This is a genomic window from Faecalimicrobium sp. JNUCC 81 (assembly GCF_053667625.1).
The window spans coordinates 1,362,649-1,385,347 of record NZ_CM132203.1 but is presented as its reverse complement, the minus strand read 5'-3'; the positions used below and the strand labels follow the sequence as shown (position 1 = coordinate 1,385,347).

20 protein-coding genes are annotated in these 22,699 nt (G+C 27.7%); 5 read left to right on the top strand and 15 right to left on the bottom strand.

All coding sequences use genetic code 11. The annotated features are described in order from the left end of the window. Position 1 precedes the first annotated feature (1 nt). Positions 2-460 (bottom strand): MarR family winged helix-turn-helix transcriptional regulator, encoded by a 459-nt coding sequence (locus JNUCC81_RS06900; RefSeq protein WP_454095908.1) that lies wholly within the window; start codon positions 458-460, stop codon positions 2-4. A gap of 212 nt (positions 461-672) precedes the next feature. Between JNUCC81_RS06900 and JNUCC81_RS06895 the strand changes: the two genes are divergently transcribed. Then, positions 673-2,052: a GntP family permease gene (locus tag JNUCC81_RS06895; RefSeq protein ID WP_454095907.1), complete on the top strand. Its 1,380-nt coding sequence runs from the start codon at positions 673-675 to the stop codon at positions 2,050-2,052. A 26-nt stretch (positions 2,053-2,078) separates the two neighbouring features. Here JNUCC81_RS06895 and JNUCC81_RS06890 read toward each other — a convergent pair whose 3' ends face one another. Beyond that, positions 2,079-2,741, bottom strand: a complete 663-nt coding sequence (locus JNUCC81_RS06890; protein WP_454095906.1) for a B3/B4 domain-containing protein — start codon at positions 2,739-2,741, stop codon at positions 2,079-2,081. A 185-nt stretch (positions 2,742-2,926) separates the two neighbouring features. Here JNUCC81_RS06890 and JNUCC81_RS06885 point away from each other — a divergent pair, with 185 nt between their 5' ends. Continuing rightward, positions 2,927-3,346 (top strand): deoxycytidylate deaminase, encoded by a 420-nt coding sequence (locus JNUCC81_RS06885; RefSeq protein WP_454095905.1) that lies wholly within the window; start codon positions 2,927-2,929, stop codon positions 3,344-3,346. A 234-nt stretch (positions 3,347-3,580) separates the two neighbouring features. Beyond that, the gene (locus JNUCC81_RS06880; protein WP_208333637.1) at positions 3,581-3,730 is read left to right on the top strand and encodes a hypothetical protein; all 150 of its coding nucleotides are present in this window, start codon (positions 3,581-3,583) and stop codon (positions 3,728-3,730) included. A gap of 49 nt (positions 3,731-3,779) precedes the next feature. On the opposite strand, the gene JNUCC81_RS06875 is transcribed toward JNUCC81_RS06880, so the two are convergent. Then, on the bottom strand, positions 3,780-4,748 hold the full coding sequence (locus JNUCC81_RS06875) for a Gfo/Idh/MocA family protein (protein WP_454095904.1): 969 nt from the start codon (positions 4,746-4,748) through the stop codon (positions 3,780-3,782). A gap of 301 nt (positions 4,749-5,049) precedes the next feature. Between JNUCC81_RS06875 and JNUCC81_RS06870 the strand changes: the two genes are divergently transcribed. Next, entirely contained in the window at positions 5,050-5,562 is a 513-nt protein-coding gene (locus JNUCC81_RS06870; RefSeq protein ID WP_454095903.1) for a ferritin, read from the top strand. Between the two features lie 58 nt (positions 5,563-5,620). Here the strand turns inward: JNUCC81_RS06870 and JNUCC81_RS06865 are convergent, their stop codons facing one another. The 10 genes from JNUCC81_RS06865 to uvsE form a co-directional block, all read right to left on the bottom strand. Then, a complete protein-coding gene (locus tag JNUCC81_RS06865; RefSeq protein ID WP_454095902.1) occupies positions 5,621-7,285 on the bottom strand; it encodes a glycoside hydrolase family 13 protein in 1,665 nt (554 codons plus the stop codon). Positions 7,286-7,317: 32 nt separating this feature from the next. Continuing rightward, positions 7,318-8,106, bottom strand: coding sequence for an endonuclease/exonuclease/phosphatase family protein (locus JNUCC81_RS06860; protein WP_454095901.1), 789 nt, complete (start codon positions 8,104-8,106; stop codon positions 7,318-7,320). A gap of 2 nt (positions 8,107-8,108) precedes the next feature. Further along, positions 8,109-9,758, bottom strand: a complete 1,650-nt coding sequence (locus JNUCC81_RS06855) for a PTS transporter subunit IIBC (RefSeq protein ID WP_454095900.1) — start codon at positions 9,756-9,758, stop codon at positions 8,109-8,111. Positions 9,759-10,036: 278 nt separating this feature from the next. Further along, positions 10,037-12,316 carry a glycoside hydrolase family 65 protein gene (locus JNUCC81_RS06850; protein WP_454095899.1) on the bottom strand — a complete coding sequence of 760 codons (2,280 nt, stop codon included), beginning with the start codon at positions 12,314-12,316 and terminating at the stop codon, positions 10,037-10,039. A 27-nt stretch (positions 12,317-12,343) separates the two neighbouring features. Further along, a complete protein-coding gene (gene pgmB, locus JNUCC81_RS06845) occupies positions 12,344-13,009 on the bottom strand; it encodes a beta-phosphoglucomutase (protein ID WP_454095898.1) in 666 nt (221 codons plus the stop codon). A gap of 113 nt (positions 13,010-13,122) precedes the next feature. Then, positions 13,123-14,127: a LacI family DNA-binding transcriptional regulator gene (locus tag JNUCC81_RS06840; protein ID WP_454095897.1), complete on the bottom strand. Its 1,005-nt coding sequence runs from the start codon at positions 14,125-14,127 to the stop codon at positions 13,123-13,125. A 244-nt stretch (positions 14,128-14,371) separates the two neighbouring features. Then, positions 14,372-15,190, bottom strand: a complete 819-nt coding sequence (locus JNUCC81_RS06835) for a carbohydrate ABC transporter permease (protein WP_454095896.1) — start codon at positions 15,188-15,190, stop codon at positions 14,372-14,374. After that, entirely contained in the window at positions 15,190-16,080 is an 891-nt protein-coding gene (locus tag JNUCC81_RS06830) for a carbohydrate ABC transporter permease (protein ID WP_454095895.1), read from the bottom strand. Before JNUCC81_RS06830 ends, JNUCC81_RS06835 begins: the two co-directional genes overlap by 1 nt. An 87-nt stretch (positions 16,081-16,167) precedes the next feature. Beyond that, positions 16,168-17,478, bottom strand: coding sequence for an ABC transporter substrate-binding protein (locus JNUCC81_RS06825; RefSeq protein ID WP_454095894.1), 1,311 nt, complete (start codon positions 17,476-17,478; stop codon positions 16,168-16,170). 170 nt (positions 17,479-17,648) lie between these two features. Continuing rightward, positions 17,649-18,608, bottom strand: a complete 960-nt coding sequence (uvsE, locus tag JNUCC81_RS06820) for a UV DNA damage repair endonuclease UvsE (protein ID WP_454095893.1) — start codon at positions 18,606-18,608, stop codon at positions 17,649-17,651. Between the two features lie 236 nt (positions 18,609-18,844). On the opposite strand from uvsE, the gene JNUCC81_RS06815 reads away from it, so the two are divergent. Further along, positions 18,845-20,416, top strand: coding sequence for an oligosaccharide flippase family protein (locus tag JNUCC81_RS06815; protein WP_454095892.1), 1,572 nt, complete (start codon positions 18,845-18,847; stop codon positions 20,414-20,416). A gap of 37 nt (positions 20,417-20,453) precedes the next feature. On the opposite strand, the gene JNUCC81_RS06810 is transcribed toward JNUCC81_RS06815, so the two are convergent. Both JNUCC81_RS06810 and JNUCC81_RS06805 read right to left on the bottom strand, forming a co-directional pair. After that, positions 20,454-21,329: an alpha/beta hydrolase gene (locus JNUCC81_RS06810; protein ID WP_454095891.1), complete on the bottom strand. Its 876-nt coding sequence runs from the start codon at positions 21,327-21,329 to the stop codon at positions 20,454-20,456. Positions 21,330-21,435: 106 nt separating this feature from the next. Beyond that, entirely contained in the window at positions 21,436-22,698 is a 1,263-nt protein-coding gene (locus JNUCC81_RS06805) for a cytosine deaminase (protein WP_454095890.1), read from the bottom strand. Position 22,699 lies beyond the last annotated feature (1 nt).

Below are 22,699 nucleotides of genomic sequence, written 5' to 3'. Positions count from 1 at the left end.
TTTATTTATCTCCTTTTTCTAAGTTGATATAAATCTTATTTAAAATACATATTGTTTGAGATTTTTCTTCTTCTGAAAAATCTTTAAAGCATTTATCATCTAAGTCAATAAATATCTTATCAACTCTTCTTTGAACTTCTTTGCCCTTATCAGTTAAATATACATTTAAAATTCTTTTATCTTTTGGATTTCTTTCTCTATATATAAGATTTTCTTTTTCCATTCCAGCTAATATACTTGTAGCTGTAGCAGGCTCTATTTTACAATAACTTGCTAACTCTCTTTGGCTACAGCCTGAATTATCTATAAGAAAATCTAGTATTTTAGGCTTTCCTTGCGTTAACCCTATTTTTAAAAATTCATTTTTTGCATTTTTACGATGTGCTCTCATTAACTTCATTAATGCAGCATGTAGAGTTCCATTATTTATATGTCTTCTATCTTCTTTAATATGTAACACCTCCAAAGTATAATAGTTAGATGGCTAATCATTAGCCATCTAACTATTATACTTTATCATATTAAATTTTATATGTAAATTGTAGTATTTTTTATTTTTAATACTTAAGCTGTGTAGATAAATATCCTTAGGGTAATATATAAATAAAATTTATATATTTTTAATTCATTAAAAAGAAAGGAGTTTGTCATTTATTTTGACAATATAATAAAATGATTAGCATCTTAGGTTTAATTTTTTCATTAGCAATTATAATGTATCTCGCTTATAAAGGATACTCAACTATTATTACCGCACCAATAATTGCAATAATTACTATATTAGTTACAACTGGATTTGATAGTCATCTAATGGCTAACTATACAGAAGTTTATATGGTTGGTTTTTCTAACTTTATAAAAAATTATTTTCCATTATTTATGACTGGAGCAATTTTTGCAAAATTAATGGAAGAATCAGGTTATGCAAAATCAATTGCACACTTTATTACTATAAAACTAGGAAAAGATAAATCAATTTTAGCAGTAGTATTGTCTGGAGCTTTACTTACATATGGAGGTGTATCTTTATTCGTAGTTGCATTTATTTTATATCCTATTGCAAGTATGTTATTTAAAGAAGCAGACATTCCTAAAAGACTTATTCCTGGAACAATTGCATTAGGTTCCTTTACCTTTACAATGACGGCACTTCCAGGTTCACCTGAAATCCAAAATGTAATTCCTATGAAGTATTTTGGAACAGACACTTTTGCAGCTCCTATTATTGGTATATTTGCAAGTATTCTTATGCTGAGCCTTGGTATGATTTGGTTAACAAAACGAGCTAAATCTGCAAGGTCTAATAATGAAGGTTATGGAAATCATAAAGAAGAAATAATTAAAGGAAATTTAGATAATTTGCCAAATATATTTTTATCTATTCTTCCTATATTAATAATATTCATTACTAATTTAATTTTTTCTAAATTGTATTACCCTAATATAGATGGAAGTTATTTAAGTAAATATAATACAACATTAAGTAGTGTTTCTGGTATATGGAGTGTAATTATAGCTATTGTTCTAGCAGATTTATTTATAATAGTAACTAATTTAAAGTCTATAAAAAATATGAAAAGTGTATTAGACACTGGAGTATCAAATTCATTTAGGCCATTGCTTAATTCAAGTGCAATAGTTGGATATGGTAGCGTTATAAAATCTCTATCTGTGTTTGGAGTTATTCAATCATTTGTATTTGGAATTTCATCAAATCCAATAATATCTGAAGCCTTATCAGTAAACCTTATTTGCGGACTTACAGCTTCTGCCTCTGGTGGTCTTGGTATCTCCCTTGATGCTTTAGCTCCAACTTATATTAATATGAGTCAGGCTTTAAATATATCACCTGAGATACTTCATAGAATAGCTTCACTTTCTTCGGGTGGATTAGACACACTCCCTCACAATGGAGCGGTTATAACAACATTAGCTATTTGTGGATTAACACACAAGGAATCTTATAAAGATATTTTTGTTACATCTGTTGTTATACCTATTTGTGTAACATCTATAATTGTTTTGTTAACGTCTTTACAAGTAGTGATTTAAATAAAAGGGTGAAATGATTCACCCTTTTATTTTATTACCTTGCTGTCTAAAATAGTTGCATTAGAGTATTTTTTTAATAATTTTATACCGTATTCTATATAATCATTTAGCTCTTCATATCCATTGAAGGAAATTATATTCATAAGTATATGCTTAGTATCTTTAGTTGTCATGGCTCTTACTGAATCTGATGTAGTACTTCCAAATTTCCCCTTTTCATCTTCAAACACAGGTAGATTTTCTATATTAATTGATCCTCTACCAATGCCATCATAACGTTCTTCATTGCAGCCTACATTAAAATATATTACACCACTTACCTTATATAAATCATATGTTCCTACTGAAAAAAAGCTTTTAAGTGATATTAAATTATTTATATCTACTATATTATTTACCTTATATAATTCCATACCTTTTACTACTCTTTTAACCAATGATTGCGATGAAAGTCTATACCTACTTGGATCTTTCCCTAAACTTTTATATGCTTTTCTAGATGCATCTATATTTTTTATTTTTAATATATCACTTTGTGTAATACTTTCTCTTATAGTACTACATTTATCATCTATTAATTTCCATAATTTATCACAACCATCATAAACATCAACATTTGCCTCAATACATCCTATTGCTACTTGAGGACATTTCTTCTTTAGTTCATCAGATATTTTAATTTCTACCATATATATCATCCTTTCTTCAACTTTATGTATTTATTAACATCATCCTTAATAGTTATACTATTTTTTTATTACTTATATTTTATATACTAACATAGTTTGAAATATTACTTATCCACTTTTTATAATACCTAATTTATAGTAATATAAATATGTATAATACTATAGAAATTTGGAGGCTTATTTATATGAGAAGTTCATGGGAAGAATATTTTATGGGTATAGCCGAAAGTATAGCACAAAGAGGAACTTGTGATAGAGCTTTCGTTGGAGCTGTTATTGTAAACTCAGACAATAGAATAGTTAGTACTGGATATAATGGTAGTATTTCAGGTGATGATCACTGTATCGATACTGAGCATAAAATGAGAGATGGCCATTGTATAAGAACTATACATGCTGAACAAAATGCACTATATTACTGTGCTAAGGAAGGTATAAAAGTTAAAGAGTGCAGTATATATGTAACTCATTTTCCTTGCTTAAACTGTACAAAAGCTCTTATCCAATCTGGTATAAAACATATTTATTATAGAAATGATTATAGAGTTGATGAATATGCATTAGAGCTTTTAAACTTGGCTAATGTAGGATATACAAAACTATAAATAGTAAAATATCTGGCAATAATATAATTTATACTATTTAAGTGGAGGCTTATTATGATTATAAATATAACTGAAATGGCAAAAGTTGCTCTTGATAATATGATAAAAGACTATAATGTAGATAGTAATAATATTAGAGTATACTTAAAAAGCATAGCTTGATATGGACCTATATTTAATGTAGCTCTGGATGATCCTACTGAAAAAGATGAAGTATTCAAAGTTGATGATTACTTGATAATAATTAATAAAGATTTAGCTTCTAAATTTGAAGTGGTAAATATTTATTATAAATCAACTCAAAGCTATGGCGATTTTCATATAACTACTGACTTAGTATGGAAAGATGAGTACCATTATAGCGATTGGGCAAAACCTTGGTAAATTTTACTTAAATTAATAAAAACCTCATGCTTAAAACATGAGGTTTTTATTATTCAAATGGGTATTTTATTTCCCACTGATTTCTAACATTATCCATTAAATTCATAACGTCAATAGACAATTCTAAATTTTTATTCTTTAATTTATTTAATATGTAACTATTCATATTTTCTACTTCATACTCTAATGCTTTTGATGTATCTCCTACTTCTATTTTTTCGCTAGAACCATCTGTATAAGTTATTAAGGCACTACAAGCTCTTGGAAAATTATCAACCGTTATAAATGCTAATTCTCCCGCTATTATACATCTTTTAGGCATCTTAGACCTCATTGTAAGAGATACAACTGCCATTTCATCATTATCATTTTTTAAAATTATTCCTGATTGTTCATCTACTCCTGTTTCAAATTCTTTAACAGTTGTTAATACTTCATTTGGTTGACTCGATAAAAAGAACCTTGCAAAAGATAGTGCATATGTACCTATATCTAAAAGTGCTCCACCTGCTAATTCTTTGCTAAAGAATCTATTATTAACGTCATATTCTTTACAACTTCCAAAAGATACTTGTATCATTTTTAACTTCCCTATTCTACCACTATCGATTATATCACGTAGCTTTTTATACAATGGCATATGATAAATTGTCATTGCCTCAGTAAGTATTAAATTTTTTTCTTTTGCTAAATTGACTACTTTTTCTAATTGACTATTATTTACCGTAATAGCTTTTTCACAAATTACATGTTTGTTTTTTTCTAAACTTTTAGTTATAAATTCATAATGGTTACAGTGAGGTGTTGATATATATACAACATCAATATTTTCATCATCTAACATTTTATCTACATTGTCATATACCTTTTCAATATTATATTTATTAGCAAACTCTTTTCCTTTTTCAATATTTCTTGCAAAAACTGCATATATACTTTTATTAACGTTATTTATAGCGTTCGCAAAATCTGTTGCCGCTATTCCAGGACCTATTATTGCCCAATTTAAATTACTCATATATTACCTCCTAATTATTTAGAAATTGTTGCCTACTACTAAGATTTTACTGCATATATTTTTATAGTATTATGATAGCTTATTTTCTTCAATATTAAATTTATAAAAACTTCTTTTTTAATTAGTTTCTTAGATTACTCTAAATAGTTACAAATAACCAACCTTTATTTACATAATTTACCACGAGTGATATATTTAACTTGTACACGTTTTCACAATTAAAGAATTTTATTGAAATATATGAAATATATTTCGGGCAAACTAATATCTAATAAAAATATTTTATAAAGGAGATATACATATGCTAAGCGAGGTATTATTAAAAAAACTTAATGATCAAATTAACTTTGAATTTTATTCTTCTTACACTTATTTAGCAATGTCTGCTTATGCTGAGTCTATTGATTTAAGTGGTTTCGCTAATTTCTTTAGAGTTCAAGCTGAAGAGGAATTATTCCACGCTATGAAACTTTATGATTATGTATTCCAAAAAAATGGTGTTGTAGAATTAGAGGCTGTTCCTAAACCTAACACTAAATTCGAGGATATAATTGATGCATTTGAAAAAGGTTATGAGCATGAACAATTAGTAACAAGTAGAATATATGAACTTGCTGATTTAGCTTCTGAAGAAAGAGAACACTCTACAATGAGTCTTCTTAGATGGTTTATAGACGAACAAGTTGAAGAAGAAAATAACTTTAGTTCTCTATTAAAAAGAGTAAAAAGGTCTAAAGAAAATCCAGCTGCTTTATATATGATGGATGATGATCTTGCAACAAAAGTATTTACACCTCCAACAAATCAACAATAAAGCTATAAAATTTATTATATTTGCTTATAAAAAAATACTAGATAATTATCTAGTATTTTTATTTTAATCTATACATTCTACATTCATATGGTCTTAAATTTATATTACAACATTCAATATGATTATCCACATTATAGTTTGATAGTATTAAGTTTTTGTGATTTAATTTAAAGTTTTTTAGATCACACTCTAAGATCTTATCACTTATATTACATATAACAATAACTTGTCTATCTTTAAAAGTCCTTGTATACGCATAAATATTTTCATCTTCTTTAAGTAATAAATCGTATTTACCATATACATATAACTCATCACTTTTTCTTATTTTTATCATATTCTTGTAAAAAAATAGTATTGATTTTTCATTATTTAACTGATTCTCTACATTAATATTTATATAATTAGGATTAAGTTTCATCCATGGATTTACTTTACTAAATCCAGCATTTATACTATCGTCCCATTGCATCGGGGTTCTAGTATTATCTCTTGAAGTTTCCCATACTTCTTTTATAAGTTCTTCATGAGTTTTACCATTATTAAGTTCTATATAATAGTAATTTTTAGTTCTTACATCATCATAATCTTCAATAGAGTTAAAAGCTACATTTGTCATTCCAATCTCTTGTCCTTGGTATATAAATGGAGTTCCTTGTAACATAAAATACATCAATCCTAATGAAGTAGAACTTTCATACCAGTAGTTTTTATCATCACCAAGTGAAGATACACATCTTGCTATGTCATGATTTTCTATAAATAGTGCATTCCAACCAGTTTTATAAAGTCCCTCTTGCCACCTAGTTATAACTTCTTTAAATTTTACTAAGTCAAGTTTTTCTCCTACTTTATTATTCCAAAGGTCTATATGCTCAAACTGAAATACCATATTAAACTTACCTTCTTCTTCCCCTACCCACATATGAGCATCTTCTGTTTTTACTCCATTAGCTTCTCCAACAGTCATTATATCGTATTTATCAAAAGTATTTTCTTTTAATTCCTTAAGATATTTATGTATTCCTTCTACATTCATATGCTTATCAAATGATGGTACGTATTCTAAATTATCAGGATTTGGCATATCTTTTAAATCTTTTTCTTTATTTATATGACTTATAGCATCTACTCTAAAACCATCTATACCTTTATCTAACCACCAGTTCATCATATCATATATTCTACGTCTCATATCTTCATTTTCCCAGTTCAAGTCTGGTTGTTTCTTTGTAAATAGATGAAGATAATATTGTTTAGTATTTTCATCATATTCCCAAGCAGAACCTTTAAATATACTTTCCCAGTTATTTGGTTCTTTATTATCCTTTCCATCTCTCCAAATATACCAATCTCTTTTATTACTATCTCTAGATGATTTTGATTCTATAAACCATGGATGCTCATCACTGGTGTGATTTATAACTAAATCTATTATTAGCTTCATATTTCTTTTGTGTACTTCTTTTAAAAGATTATCGAAATCTTTCATTGTTCCAAACTCTTCCATTATATCTTGATAATCACTTATATCGTATCCATTATCATCGTTTGGCGATTTATAAAATGGAGATACCCATATAACATCTATACCCAAATCCTTTAAATAGTCTAAATTTTCAATTATTCCTCTTATATCACCTATTCCATCATTATTTGAATCATTAAAGCTTCTTGGATATATTTGATATGCAACAGCTTCTTTCCACCATATTTTTTTCATTATTTGTCCTCCACAGTATACCTATAAACTTATTATATTTTTACCTCAATCTCTACTCCATAATGGTCTGAAACTATATCTTTATTTATATTATTAAATATCACATTAGAACTTACTACTTCTACTTTTTTATTGCTAAGTATTAAATCTAGCCTCAATTTTTCATCATTATAATCCCATCCAGCTATATTACCTTCAACAGTTACACCATCATCTTTTTCAATTGATAAATAGTATGTATCTATAAGATTTTTGCATAAATAATCATAGCCTTCATTTTTTATATTTGCATTATTATTAAAGTCCCCCATAATAAAAGCTATATTTTCTTCTTTTATATTTTCAAGTAATTTATTAGCCTGATTTATAAATGGTTCTTCTTTATCATGCCACCACCCCAAATGACATGAATAAAAACTTACTTCTTTACCTTTATAATTTGATTTTAATTTAACTATTTTTCTAGTTTTCCAAAATTCATAATCATTACTATTTGTTATAAAAAAACTTTCTTTTTTATGAATCGAAAGCTTTGTTATAAGACAAATCCCTTCCTCATATATATCATATCCTATATGACACATATCCCAGAAAAAGTTGTAATTGAAATTTCCAAGTTTCTCAAGTTCTTTCTGTAATACTAAAGCAAAATTATCTTCCTTTATATTTTCATAAACTACTTTTGAACTTTTTTTCTGACTTACTTCTTGAAGTGCTATAACATCATAGTCATTTTCATTTACATTTTTTGCTATATATTTTATTTTTTCTAATTGTTTATCTTCTTGCCATGAATGACAATTTAAAGTTAAAAGCTTCAATTTTATACCCCCAATATATCTTGGATATTTGATTTTAATACATCTGCTTTTGGTCCATATACAGCTTGAACTCCTCTATCTTTAATTATAAGACCTAATGCTCCATTTTCTTTCCATTGCTTTTCATTCCATACTATAGAAGTATCCTTAACTGTAACCCTTAAACGAGTCATACATGCATCTACATCTTCAATATTATCTGATCCTCCAAGTAGATTTATTATTTTTTCTGATAACATATCTTTTTCACTATTATCTGTAGTTTTAGAAGATGATTGTTCTTCTCCATCTTCTATATAATTCCCATTACGACCTGGTGTTGCTATATCAAATTTCTTTATCAAGAAATTAAATGTAACAAAGTTTAAAGCAAAGAATGCTATACAAGATAATACAAAGTTTACTAAATCCATAGTCAATCCTGCTTTAATTAACATTGGAGTACGAGTTAAAAATTCTATAAAACCAAATGAGTGTACTCTTAAATTTATTAAATCTGCTAATGCAAATGCAAGACCTGTAAGTATTGCATATACCGCATATAATACTGGTGATATAAACATAAACATAAATTCTATTGGCTCTGTAACTCCTGTTAAGAAGCATGCAAGAAGCGCTGATAAAAATATTGGTTTATATTTTTTTAATTTATCACTATCAACATTCTTATACATTGCAATAGATATACCTGCAAGTGATGCTGTAGATAATATTACTTGACCTGCTTTAAAACGAGCTGGTGTAATAGTTGTTAATAAACTATTATATCCTGCTATATTTCCTGCATCTTTTAAATTTATTAAGTCAGTTATCCAAGCAAGCCATAACGGATCTTGGCCTGCAACCATAGTTCCTGCTGCTGAACCTGTTATTATTTCATATACTCCACCTAACTCTGTATAATTCATTGGAACTGTTATCATATGATGAAGTCCAAATGGTAATAATAATCTTTCAAGTGTCCCATATACAAATGGAGCAAGTACTGGTGCTGTATCTTTAGATGAAGCTATCCACATACCAAAAGCATTTAAAGCACCTTGAACAAATGGCCATATTATTGATAATACTATTGACGCTATTACTGAAGCAATTATAACAACAAAAGGTACAAAACGTTTTCCATCAAAGAATGCTAATGCTTGAGGTAATTTACTAAAGTTATAGAATTTATTATATAATACCGCTCCCATAAATCCAGAAATTATACCAACAAATACACCCATATTAAGTGCTGGAGCTCCTAGTATTGATGTAAAGTAATCTTTAACTAAAAGTTCTGCTCCTGTTAATGAAGTTACTGTTGCTAAAGGATCTATTAACATATCTAAATTTACTCCAAATATTGATCCTGTTATACGATTTATTAATATAAATGCTATAAGAGCTGAAAATGCGCCTCCTGAACGTTCTTTTGCCCAAGATCCACCTATTGCTACTGCAAATAAGATGTGTAAGTTTCCAATTATTCCCCAACCTATGTCTTCAACTACTCTAGCAATTGTAGCTATTAATTGCATATCTGATGACATTCCTATAAGTTTTCCGATTGAAACCATAAGTCCTGCAGCTGGCATAACAGCTATCACTACTAATAAGGCTTTTCCAAACTTTTGCCAAAAATCAAATGATCCTAATTTTATTTTACTCATATTCCCCCTACCCTTTCTTTTTATTATAAGTGTTACATTATGCAATCGATTGCATAATGTAACAAAAAAATATAAGAAATTTTCTTAATTTTTATTCTTTTATATATTGATTATAGCATCCGGTGAAAACATTTTCAAGTTTTTTCAACTTTAATTTTAATTTTTAATTATTTTTATATAATTTTAATAAAAACTTATGCAAACGATTGTCTTTATTAATTCATAATAAATAAAAAACTGATTAGATACACTAATCAGTTCTTTTATAGTAACTTAGTTTAAACTTCTAATTTATCATTAACTATATACTTATTTCCATATATCACTACCTCTATAGGGTTTCCAACTAAATTTTCTATACTTATTAAATCTTTATTTATAGAAACCTTCAACTTGTTATCCCTATAATTAATATTAAAAGAATATCCTTGCCACTTATCTGGAAGTTTAGGGTTAAAACTTAAAGTTTCTTTATATGTTCGCATTCCTGCAAATCCTTGCACTATAGATAACCATGCTCCTGACATAGAAGTTATATGAAGACCATCTTCAGTATCATTGTTATAATTATCTAAATCCAATCTTACAGTTCTTGAGTATAGCTCATAAGCTTTCTCTAAATTATCTATTTCAGATGCTATTATAGAATATATACATGAAGATAATGATGACTCATGTACTGTATATGGCTCATAGAAGTCAAAGTTTCTTTTCTTTTCCTCTAAACTAAACTCATCTGAAAAATAATACATTCCTTGCAATACATCTGCTTGTTTTATAAAACAAGATCTTAATATTTTATCCCACGACCAGTTTTGATTTAAAGGTAGATTTTCTTTAGGTAAATTTGATACCTTTATAAATTCTTTATCTAAAAAGTCATCATGTTGAACAATTATATTTAATTCTTCATCATAAGGAAGATACATTTTATTAGCTATATTTAACCACTTTTCAACTTCTTTATCTGTAACATTATTTCTTTTTACAGATTCCATACACTCTACTTTTAATTTTTTTATATTTTTAACCGCATATTCTAAACACCACTTTGCAATAAAGTTAGTGTACCAGTTATTATTTACATTATTATCATATTCATTCGGCCCTGTAACCCCATGAATCATATATAATCCTTTTCTAGCTGATAGATGAACTCTACTTGCCCAAAATCTTGCAACTTCAACTATTACATCTATACCTTTTTCTTTTATATATTCATAGTCACCAGTGTAATTTGTATAATTATATATTGCATATATAATGCTTCCATTTCGATGAATTTCTTCAAAAGTTATTTCCCACTCATTATGGCATTCTTCACCATTAAATGTAACCATTGGATATAAAGCACCATCCAAACCTAATTTATTTGCTTGTATTTTAGCTGGATCTAATTGATTATATCTATACTCTAAAAGATTTCTAGATACTGATTTATCGGCAACTCCTAAATATACTGGTAAACAATATGCCTCTGTATCCCAATAAGTAGCTCCTCCATACTTTTCCCCTGTAAATCCTTTTGGACCTATATTAAGTCTTGCATCTTCTCCATAATATGTTGAAAATAATTGGAATAAATTATACCTTATACCTTGCTGAGCTGATTTATCTCCGTATATTTTTATATCAGCAGTTTCCCACCTTTTATTCCACTTGTCACTATGTTCTTTAATTAATACTCCATAGCCTTTATCTATCTCTTTAGATAGTATTTTATTACATTTATCTAAAAGTTCATTCTCTTCATAATCTCTTGTAGTAGTTATCGCTACATATTTTTCAATTGATATTATTTCATCTCTTTTTATATCAAATACTAACCTATTTTCACTATAACCTTTTTTGTTCATACAGCTTAATAATTTGCTATTCTTATTAGCACTTATATTCATAGTAGCGCCTATAGTAAATACTTCTGTTTTAAATAAATTTTCCTTAGTTTTTGCTATTAAGCTTCCATAATTTTCTTTAGAATCTGATGATATATGAACCCAAAAATCTTCATCATAGTTTGAATCTTCATTTCTAACATTTGAATCTAAATATGGTCTAAATGTTATCTCTCCATCAAAGTTTAATGCTTTTACATCATATTTTATAACTGCCATTTCTTTTTTAGCTATACTTAAAAATCTTACGACATTTACTTCTATCTCTTTTCCACAAATATCTGCAATAAATTTACGAGTTAACACTCCATTTTTCATATCTAATTCTCTATAAAAATCTTTAACTTTTACTTTACCTAAGTCTAAAACTTCTCCATCTACAAATATGTCTATTCCTATATAATTTACACTATTTAAAACTTTGCCAAAATAGTTAGGATATCCGTTTTTCCACCAGCCAACGCGAGTTTTATCAGGGAACCATACTCCTGCTATATATGAACCTCTGTGACTATCCTTTGAATAACTTTCTTCGTAGTTACCTCTCATGCCCATATAACCATTACCTAAACTCATTATTGATTCTGCTAATCTATTTTCATTAAATTCTATACTATTTTGAATTATTTTCCATTCATCTATATTATCAAATAAACGTCTCATAAAATCCCCCTTTATAAATTACTAAAACTATAAATCTTTACTATATTTTTCAACTATTTTTTCAAAGATTAATTCGTCAGTACTTTTTACAATATACTTAGCCTTTTTTAATATCTCAAAATTTCCTACTCCTACAGAATACATTCCTGCTTTATTTATTGATTCTATCCCAGCACTTGCATCTTCAATTCCTATACAATTTTTAGGATTTACACTTAATCCTTTTGCTGCCATTAAAAATATATCTGGCGCAGGTTTACTATTTTCACATTTTGATGCATCAGATATAAAATCAAAGTAATCTATAAGTTTTAAATTATTTAGTACCTTTATAGCATTTTTACTTGCAGATGCTAGACCTATTTTTATGTTATTTAATTTTATACTTTCTAATAGCTCTACTATTCCTGGCAACACATCTTTTGGATTTATATTTTCTATTAAAGATACATAATAATTATTTTTATCATCTGCCATTATTAATTTTTCTTCCTTATCGAAATAATTCTCTTTTTTGCCATGAATTAATATTCTTTCCAAAGATTCCATTCTACTTATTCCCTTTAGGCTTTCATTGAACTTTTTATCTATATCTATTCCTAATCTATCCCCTAGCTCTTTCCACGCTAGATAATGAAAATGAGCTGTATCTGTTATAACGCCATCTAAATCAAATATAAAAGCTTCTATCATGTTTGCTTCCCTCCCCTTTTTGGACAATCGGTTGCATAGTTAAGTAAAAAATGCAATTACATTTATATAAATAACCTATTTAAATAAGTTATTTATATAATGCTTTTGCATTTTTACTTAAATGATTCTCTTTCTATAAACTCTGTATTTACAATATAGTGAGTATTAGTACTAATATTAGATTCTAATTTTTTTATTAGTAATTTTGCTGCGTAATATCCTAGTTTGTCTGCGTTTATATGTACAGATGATAATGGTGGAGTTTGATACTGAGCCAGCTGATTGTTATTAAATCCTACCAATGCAATATCATCTATACTATTGTCTTTAAGCATATTTCCTGCTCCAAATGCTAATAAATCATCTGTTGCTACTATTGCACTTACTTTTCTTTCTTTAACTAATAAATTAGCTGCATTATAACCTTCATTTTCATTAAATTGCAACTTATGTATAACCAAACTTTCATCATAATTTATTCCATTAACTTCAAGAGCCATTTTATATCCTTTTAGTCTATCTCTAGACATGTTTAGGCTTTTCATAGCCCCTATAAACCCTATCTTCTTGTGCCCTTTTTTTATAAGTTTATTAACTACATTATACATAGCTTGAAAGTTATCATTATCTACCCATAAAACATCTTCAGTACTTTCAGGTCTTCCTATAGCTACAAATGGAAAATTTATTTTTTTTAAGTATTTTATACTTTCATCATTTTCATTTACCCTTAAAAGAATAATTCCTTCCACCAAATTAGCTGCTGTTATTTCCTTTATACTTTCAGTTTCTGTCTTATCACTTTTACTAAATGCATAAGTTATATAGTAGTTTTTGCTTTGTGCATATAAACTCATTCCTTTCATAGCATTTATGAAAAATGGATTTGTAAGTAAATCATCAGCTTCACTTGGTAACACAACTCCTAGTATTCGAGTCTTATTATTAGCTAAACTTCTTGCAATAGGATTTGGCTTATAATTTAGTTTCCTTACTGCCTCATGAACGCGTTCTTTAGTTTCATCACTTATTCTAGGATTATCAGATAACACTCTCGATACTGTAGATGTAGCTACTCCAGCTTCCTTTGCTACGTCTTTTATAGTAATTTTAATCATGCTCAACTATCCTCTATATTATTCTTTCTATTTTATTTTATATATAACTTAATACTTTCATATCAGTTTTATAAATTTTTTCTTTTTAAATATATTTAATATAAATTAAAAATATTTATAGTTATAATTATATCATACTTACTAAATACATCTCTATCCATTTATTTAAAACGTCTATTCATGGATAAATTATTTATAAATATCTAACTTATATATTTTCAAACTAGTATGTTTTACTACAACTCTATTTTATACTTCCTGATGTAACACTTTTTATAATATGTTTTTGAGCAAAGAAGTAGAATAATAGCACTGGTATTATAGTAAGAACTAATCCGGCTAAAGCTAAATCCCATTGTTTTGTGTATTGTCCAAAGAAGAAAAACATTGAAAGTGGTATTGTTCTTGTGCCTGGAGTATTTATAACTAATGATGGTAATAAGAAATCATTCCATATCCAGACTGTATTTAGTATTGCAACAGTTATAGATATTGGCTTAAGTAATGGGAATATTATATATCTAAATGTTTGCCACTTGGTACACCCATCTATTAAAGCTGCTTCATCTAATTCCTTCGGTATTCCTTTTACAAATCCATGATATAAAAATATTGCTGATGCGCACCCAAAACCAATATACATAAATATTATCCCTGGAACATTAAGAAGTTTTAATTTTCCCATTATATTTATAAGTGGTAACATTATTGATTGGAAAGTTACAAGCATTGATGATATAAATAAAAATAGTATTATATTACTTAATTTAGAACTTGTTCTTTGTAACATCCACGCCGCCATAGATGCAAATAATATTATAAATACTATACTTACTATTGTTATAAGTAAAGAATTGCCTAAGACTTTTATAAAATCTAATTGCTCCCAAGATTTAGTATAATTATCAAGCATCAAACTTGATGGAAGCGCTAGTGTACTTTCAAATAATTCACCTTTCGTTTTAAAAGAATTTACGATTATTATATAAAATGGAGATAAACATACTAAAGCTAATATTATGCCTACTATATCTAGTCCTATTTTACTAAATTTATTTTTCATTATGCCTCCACCTCGTCTTTCTTAGTTAAATAAACTTGCACAAGTGTTATTATTGCAACTAATACAAAGAATATTACAGCTTTTGCTTGAGCTAAATTCATCTTATTATATGAAAATGCAGTTTGATAAACATTAAGAGCAAGCATTTGAGTTGCATTTCCTGGTCCACCATTTGTAAGTGCTAAGTTTTGATCGAATAATTTAAACGAATTTGATAATGTTAAAAATAAGCTTATTGTAAATGCAGGTCTTATCATTGGGAAAGTTATAAGTCTTATTCTTTGCCAAATATTTGCTCCATCTATTTTAGCTGCTTCATTTAATTCAGGCGGAACATTTTGAAGTCCTGCTACATATATAACCATAACGTATCCTGACATTTGCCAAGCCATTATAATTACCATTCCCCAAAATCCTGTTGTTGAATTTGACAGCCAACCCATCATCCATTCTTGACCTAAAGCTTGACCTATTGAATTAAATACATTAACAAATATAAATTGCCATATAAATCCTAAAATTAACCCACCAATTAAGTTAGGCATGAAAAATATTGTTCTTAATAAATTACTGATTTTCGATTCTCTTGTTACCAAAAGAGCTAAAGCAAATCCTATAGCATTTATAGTAATTACTGATGCTACAGTAAATTTAGCTGTAAAGAAAAATGAATTTCTAAATCCTTCATCTGAAAATGCTTTTATATAATTTTCAAATCCTACAAAATTTATATCTTTAGAAATTCCATTCCAATCTGTAAATGAATAATATATACCAACTATTAGTGGAATAAATATTACAACTAAAAACGCAAATAAGCTAGGTCCTACAAATGCCCAAAAGGCTAGGTTATTTTTATTTTTACCAATTTTTTTAACTTTGCCACTCATATATTTCACTCCCCTTAGTTTTATAAGTTTAAAAGTATAGGAAAGTATACCAATACTTTCCTATAACCTAGATCATATTATTTAATGCTATTTTCTTTCTTCTGCCCAAGTAGCTTTTGAATTCTTAACTAAGTCTTCCCAAGTCATGCTTCCATCTAAATATTTTTGTAAATCAGCTCCAACTACATTTTCTCCCCATCCACTTGGGTATCCCATAAATACCCAAGGCATAGTTTTACCTTCATTAGAGTATTTTAATACATCTGCTGATAATGGATCTTTTGGTTGTAGTTCATCAGATTCATATCCTTTAAATGCTGGTATAAAATTAAAATCATTTATTATCATTTTTTTACCTTCATCTGAAGTATATAGCCAATTTAAAAAATCTTTAGCTGCATCTTTTTGAGCATTATCTTTATCTTTATTTATAGACCAATACATTGGAACTCCTACTGGTATAGAGTCTTCTACTACACCTTTAAGTGGCATTGGAAGTATACCTGAATTTTTCGCTACATCAGCATTAACTCCTTCTATTCCTCCATATGCCCAGTTCCCCATTTGAACCATTGCAACTTTTCCAGTTGAATATTTTTGTTCTACTTGCATAGCATAGTCAACACTATTTATAGATGGTAATTTTCCATCTGGCTTAAATGCATATGTAGTCTGTAAATCAAATAGATCTTTTAGTTCTTTATTATATTTAAATTCTAATTCTTTTGCCTTATATGCATCTGTTCCATCTTTAAATTCATTAGATAAAGCAACATTCATTAAATGTAGACCTGTTACCCATTTTTCTTTTCCTGGTACTGCAAATACTGCTTCAATACCTAACTCATCTTTTTTAGAATCTAAAGTTTTAGCTGCATTTTCTATAGCCTCAAAACTAGTTAAAGTTGTTGGATCAATTCCTGCTTTTTTAAATACTTCTTTATTATATATAAATCCATACCCTTCTTGATTAAATGGCATACCGAATATTCCATCATCATTAGTTACTGCTCCTAATGTACCATCAAAAGCTTCTTTAACCCAAGGTTGGTCTTTTAAATTCTCTACTTTAGAGTTCCAATCTTCAACATCTTGAGGTCCACCTATATTAAATATAGTTGGTTCTTGGCCTGATTGAAATTTAGATCTAAGGGCTGCTCCGTAGTCGTTTCCACCGCCTACAGTCTCTATATTTATGTCTACATTAGGATTTTTCTCTTCATAAACCTCAGCTGCTTTTTCTAGTGCATCTTTCGCTTCCACTTTAAATTGGAATATATCTACAACTACTTTATCACCCTCCTTAGCTGTACTTCCTCCACTTGAGCTACATCCAACAACACTAGCTCCGACTAATACTGTTACTGTTAAAAGACTTAGAATTTTTTTTAATCCCATATTATCGTCCCCCTAATTAAATTTTTAAGCAATCGTTTGCATCGCCTTATGTTTTCATTATAGCACTTCATTTTTTCTCGTGCAATCGTTTTTCCTTTTTTATTTATTTTTATTTTCGCAAATTAATGATACACTATTTGGTATATACCATTATATAGTGTATCACTTTATCAAAATTCTAATGTAGTTTCATCTATAAATTTAATATCTTTTCTTAACTTTTTTAGATCATTTATTAACTTTTCTACAGTTAAATCTTTTTGCTTTGCTTCTATCATTACATCAAAATCTTTATTTGCCATCTCCTTAGCTATATCTAAAAAATTTGAAAAATCAATTGCATTTATATAATCCGAATGCTTTCTATCATTTTCAAATTCTCTGGGGCTTGAAAAGTGAATTTTAGGAACTAACGTTTCATCTTTCCATGTATTAAATATTTCTACAAGTAAATCACCTATAAACTCTCCATCATTATTACAATTATGATGATGAACGTCTAATACCATTGGTAAGTTTATAGCTTTGCAAATATTTAAAACATCCTTTGCTGTAAATATCTTGTCATCATTTTCTAATATAATTCTTTCCCTTATTCGATTGGGAAACTTATCAATATTATCAATGAATCGTTTTATTGCTTTTTCCTTACCTCCTAAACCTCCTCCAATATGAATAACCATTTTCCCATCTTTATAATTTAATGCTTCAAATATATCTACTTGTTCACTTAAATTTCTTATTGTATTTTTTACTACATTTTCCTTATCACTATTTATTACATTGAATTGATCTGGGTGAAAATCAACTCTCATATTACTTTCTTTAATTATTCTTCCTATATATTTAAAGTCTTTTTTGAAATATTTTTTATAATCCCACATAACTTCTGGATGAGTTGATAACGGTATTAAATTAGATGTTATTCTGTAAAAATGTATATTATTTTCTATATTATATCTAAGTATTTTTTCAAGAGCATTAAGATTTGAATAGGTTACTTCTTTAAGTTTATTAATTTTTTCATCTTCTGTTTTTAATTTATTATACCTTGAATAAGTTAGTGTACTTGAAGAAGTTACTTTACCTAATTTTAAAGCTATTGCTACATATCCAAGTCTTATTTTCATAATATTTCTCCTTAAAATTTGAATGTAAATTTATTTTTCATTACTATAATCTTTAGTATTATCTATTTTTATTTAATAAATTATAATTTCTCATATATATAATATTTAAATATTAATTTACATATATATGAACATAGTACTTGTTTATAAGTTTATACTTTAAAATAAAAATTTACTTTAAACCACAATTGGCGAATTACTTTGCTTAAGTTTAAAAATATAAGGAGATAAACATTATGAAAAGAAAAAATTTAATACTAAATGCATTAATATTAACCTCAACTACCATGGCTGTAGGTTTTATAAATATGGGGTTTAGGGTATATTTATCTAATAAAATCGGAACTGAAGGAATGGGACTTTATCAACTTTTAATGAGTATATATATGATGGCAGCTACTTTAGCCATATCCGGAATTAGAGTAACTACTACTCGCCTTATAGCTGAAGAATTAGGTAGAAAAAATGTAAAAAAAATTAAAAGCATAATGAAAAATGCAATTATTTATTCTCTATTTTTTAGTTCTTTAGCAACCTTTTTAGTATTTTATAATGCTGAACTTATTGCTACTTCTTGGATAGGAGATGAAAGGGCTATAATCCCTCTTAAAATATTATCAGTATCATTACCTTTTTTTGGTGTAGGTGCATGTTTTCATGGATATTTTTATGGAATGAGAAAAGTTATAAAGAGTGTAACATCAGATATTATAGAAATTTCAACTTTGATGATTATAATATGTTCTTTTATAAGTATTACTCTCCCAAAGGGTTTAAACTATACTTGTATTTTAGTAACTGCAGCTAATTCACTTTCTGTAATAATCTCAACACTTTTTTCCTATATAATGTACATATTTGAAAAGAAAAATATAAATAAAACTATAGCTTCAAGGAGTGATAGTTGTAGTCTGTTTGGGATATCTAAGATAGCGATACCTATAGCGTCAAGTGCATATATACAAACAGGTCTTAGAACAGTAGAAGATATACTAATTCCAAATGCCCTTAGATTATATGGGTCTTCAACATCCGCATCTTTATCTATATTTGGACTTATAAAGGGAATGGTTATGCCTTTACTTAACTTTCCTTCCATATTTTTAGCTTCATTTTCAACACTTATAATACCTGAAATTTCAGAAGCTAATGCACTTAATCAAAGATTAAGGGTAAATTCCATAATATCTCGTGTTTTTAAATTCACATTACTTATTGCTATATTCGCTTCTGGATTATTTATAATTTATTCTGACGAATTAGGAATGACAATTTATAATAATAACGAAGTTGGATATATGATAAGAATATTGGCTCCACTTATACCATTTATGTATTTAGATAGAATTGTTGATGGTAGCTTAAATGCTCTAGACCAACAAATGAGTACTTTAAGGTATAATTTCATTGATATGGGAATAAGAATATTTTTAATTTTATTTCTAATACCTAAAAAAGGTATTGATGGTTTTATTATAGTTTTATTTACAGGAACACTTTTAAACTCTTTACTTAGTATAAATAGACTTTTAAAGGTAACTAAGCTTGATTTTCTTTTATTAGACTGGATAATAAAACCAACATTTTGTATAACATTATCAAGCTTTTGTACAAAATTTTTATTTAATTTACTTGGATTTAGCTCCTTAGTATTTATACAAATAGGCGTTGTTGTTATTTTTTATTTTATATTTCTTCTATTATCTAAGACCATATTAAAAAGTGATATTATGTGGTTTATAGATGCTTTCAAAAATGATATAAAATCTGATAAAATTGGAGACTTAGGTGTATATAAAAGATTCTAGAAAAAAACTATGGATTATAATAATCCATAGTTTTTTATTATTTTATTTTATCTAAAAATTTTACTATACTTTTAGAAGTAATATCTATTTGTTTTTCCTGATTTATTATAGCGTCATTGTCTCCTTTTTGTTTACCATAATCTCCAAATTGAGCATGATTTCCACCTTCAATTTCAACAAATGTGGCATCTGATGGTAATTTTTCCTTAGACTCTATAAGAGATTTAAAGTTTACTACACCATCTTTACTTCCCCATATTGAAATTACATCCATACTTAAAGATTTTAAATCATCATTCATAGGATATGATGCTAAAAGAACTACTCCGTCTACTAAGTTTCTATTATTACTAGCAAATTTAGCTGCAATAGTTCCTCCTAAAGAGTGTCCTCCTACCACCCAAGTGCTTATATCACTATTTTCTTTAATTACATCTTTTGCTTTGTTAGGAGAAAGTATCGCTAAATTAAGAGTTGGTTCAACTATAAAAACTTTATACCCCTTTTTAGCTATATCTTTACATATTGGTGCATATGATTCTGGATTAACCTTAGCCCCTGGATAAAATATAAATCCTTTTGTAGGGTTAGTGTTTGTAGGTGTAAATGTTATAAATTTATCCTTATTTACTATTACACTTTCATCGCTTACTAATGCTAAATGTGCCATTGCTTGTGGTTTATATGAGTTATTTGCCCATATAAAAAATCCTATTATAGCAATTACTAAACCTGCTAAAATCCACCTCATTATATTTTTTATATTTTTATGGTTTATTATTTTTTTATTATCTTTTTCTCTAGTTTTATTTTCTTCTTCTACTTCATCATTTAGTATCGGCCTTTCTAGTTCCATTGTTATACTAAATGTTTCGTATAACTTTTTTTCTCTTGATTCTGCGTCATCACCCATACTATACCTCCAAACTCATTTCTATACTATTATAGTTTATCATATATAGAAATTTTTTTCACCTAATGAATTAAAGAGATACTCAATTGAGTATCTCTTTAATTCATTATTTTTTGAAATCTATAATTTCTTTTTTATCAAGTGTTACTGTAGTTTCACTTAAGCTAGTATATGCTATTACTTTACCCTTTCTTATTGAATAATATACTGGCACTTGTCTCCTTATAGCATCAAATCCGTTTTCCGCAGGTAATACTATTAAGTTACCTGGCTTTCCTACTTCTATTCCATATTTATCTTGTATATGAAGTGTTTTTGCACTATTATTAGTTATTAAATCTATAGACTCATTTATTTGCCCATACCCCATCATTTGGCATACATGAAGTCCCATATGAAGAACTTGCAACATATTTCCTGTTCCAAGTGGATTCCATGGATCCATTATATCGTCATGGCCAAAGCATACATTTATATTTGATTCTACCATTTCTTTAACTCTTGTTATACCTCTTCTTTTAGGATAAGTATCAAATCTACCTTGAAGGTGTATATTTACAAGTGGATTTGCTATAAAATTAATTTTACTCATTTTTAAAAGTCTAAATAGTTTATATGCGTAAGCTCCATTATATGAATGCATAGCTGTTGTATGACTTGCTGTTACTTTTTCACCCATATTATTTTCATATGCTCTAGTTGCCAGTACTTCTACAAATCTTGATTGTTCATCATCTATTTCATCACAATGTACATCTATTAAAACATTGTATTTTTTAGCTAGTTCAAATATTTTATCTATAGATTCTACCCCATATTCTCTAGTAAATTCAAAGTGAGGTATTGCCCCTATTACATCTGCACCAAGCTTTAAAGCTTCTTCTAATAATTGAAATCCATTAGGGAACGATAGTATACCTTCTTGTGGGAATGCAACTATTTGTAATGTTACATAATCCTTTAACTCTTCTCTTAGTTCTACCATAGCTTTTATAGCCGTTAAATTTGGGTCTGTTGTATCAACGTGAGTTCTTATAAATTGTATCCCATTAGCAACTTGCCATGTTATGGCTTTTCTTGCTCTAGTTTTTACATCCTCTATTGTTAAGAATTCTTTTCTCTCTGACCAACATTCTATTCCTTCAAACAAAGTTCCACTTTCATTCCATCTTGGTTCTCCAGCAGTTAATGTTGTATCTAAGTGAACATGTGGTTCTATAAATGGTGGTATAACTAAAAATCCTTTTGCATCTATGACTTCTTCATTAGATTTTTCTATATTTGCTTCTATTTTAGTTATTACTCCATTTTCTATTAATATGTCTACTAAGTCATTATTGTTTCTTAATTTTGCATTTTTAATTAACATA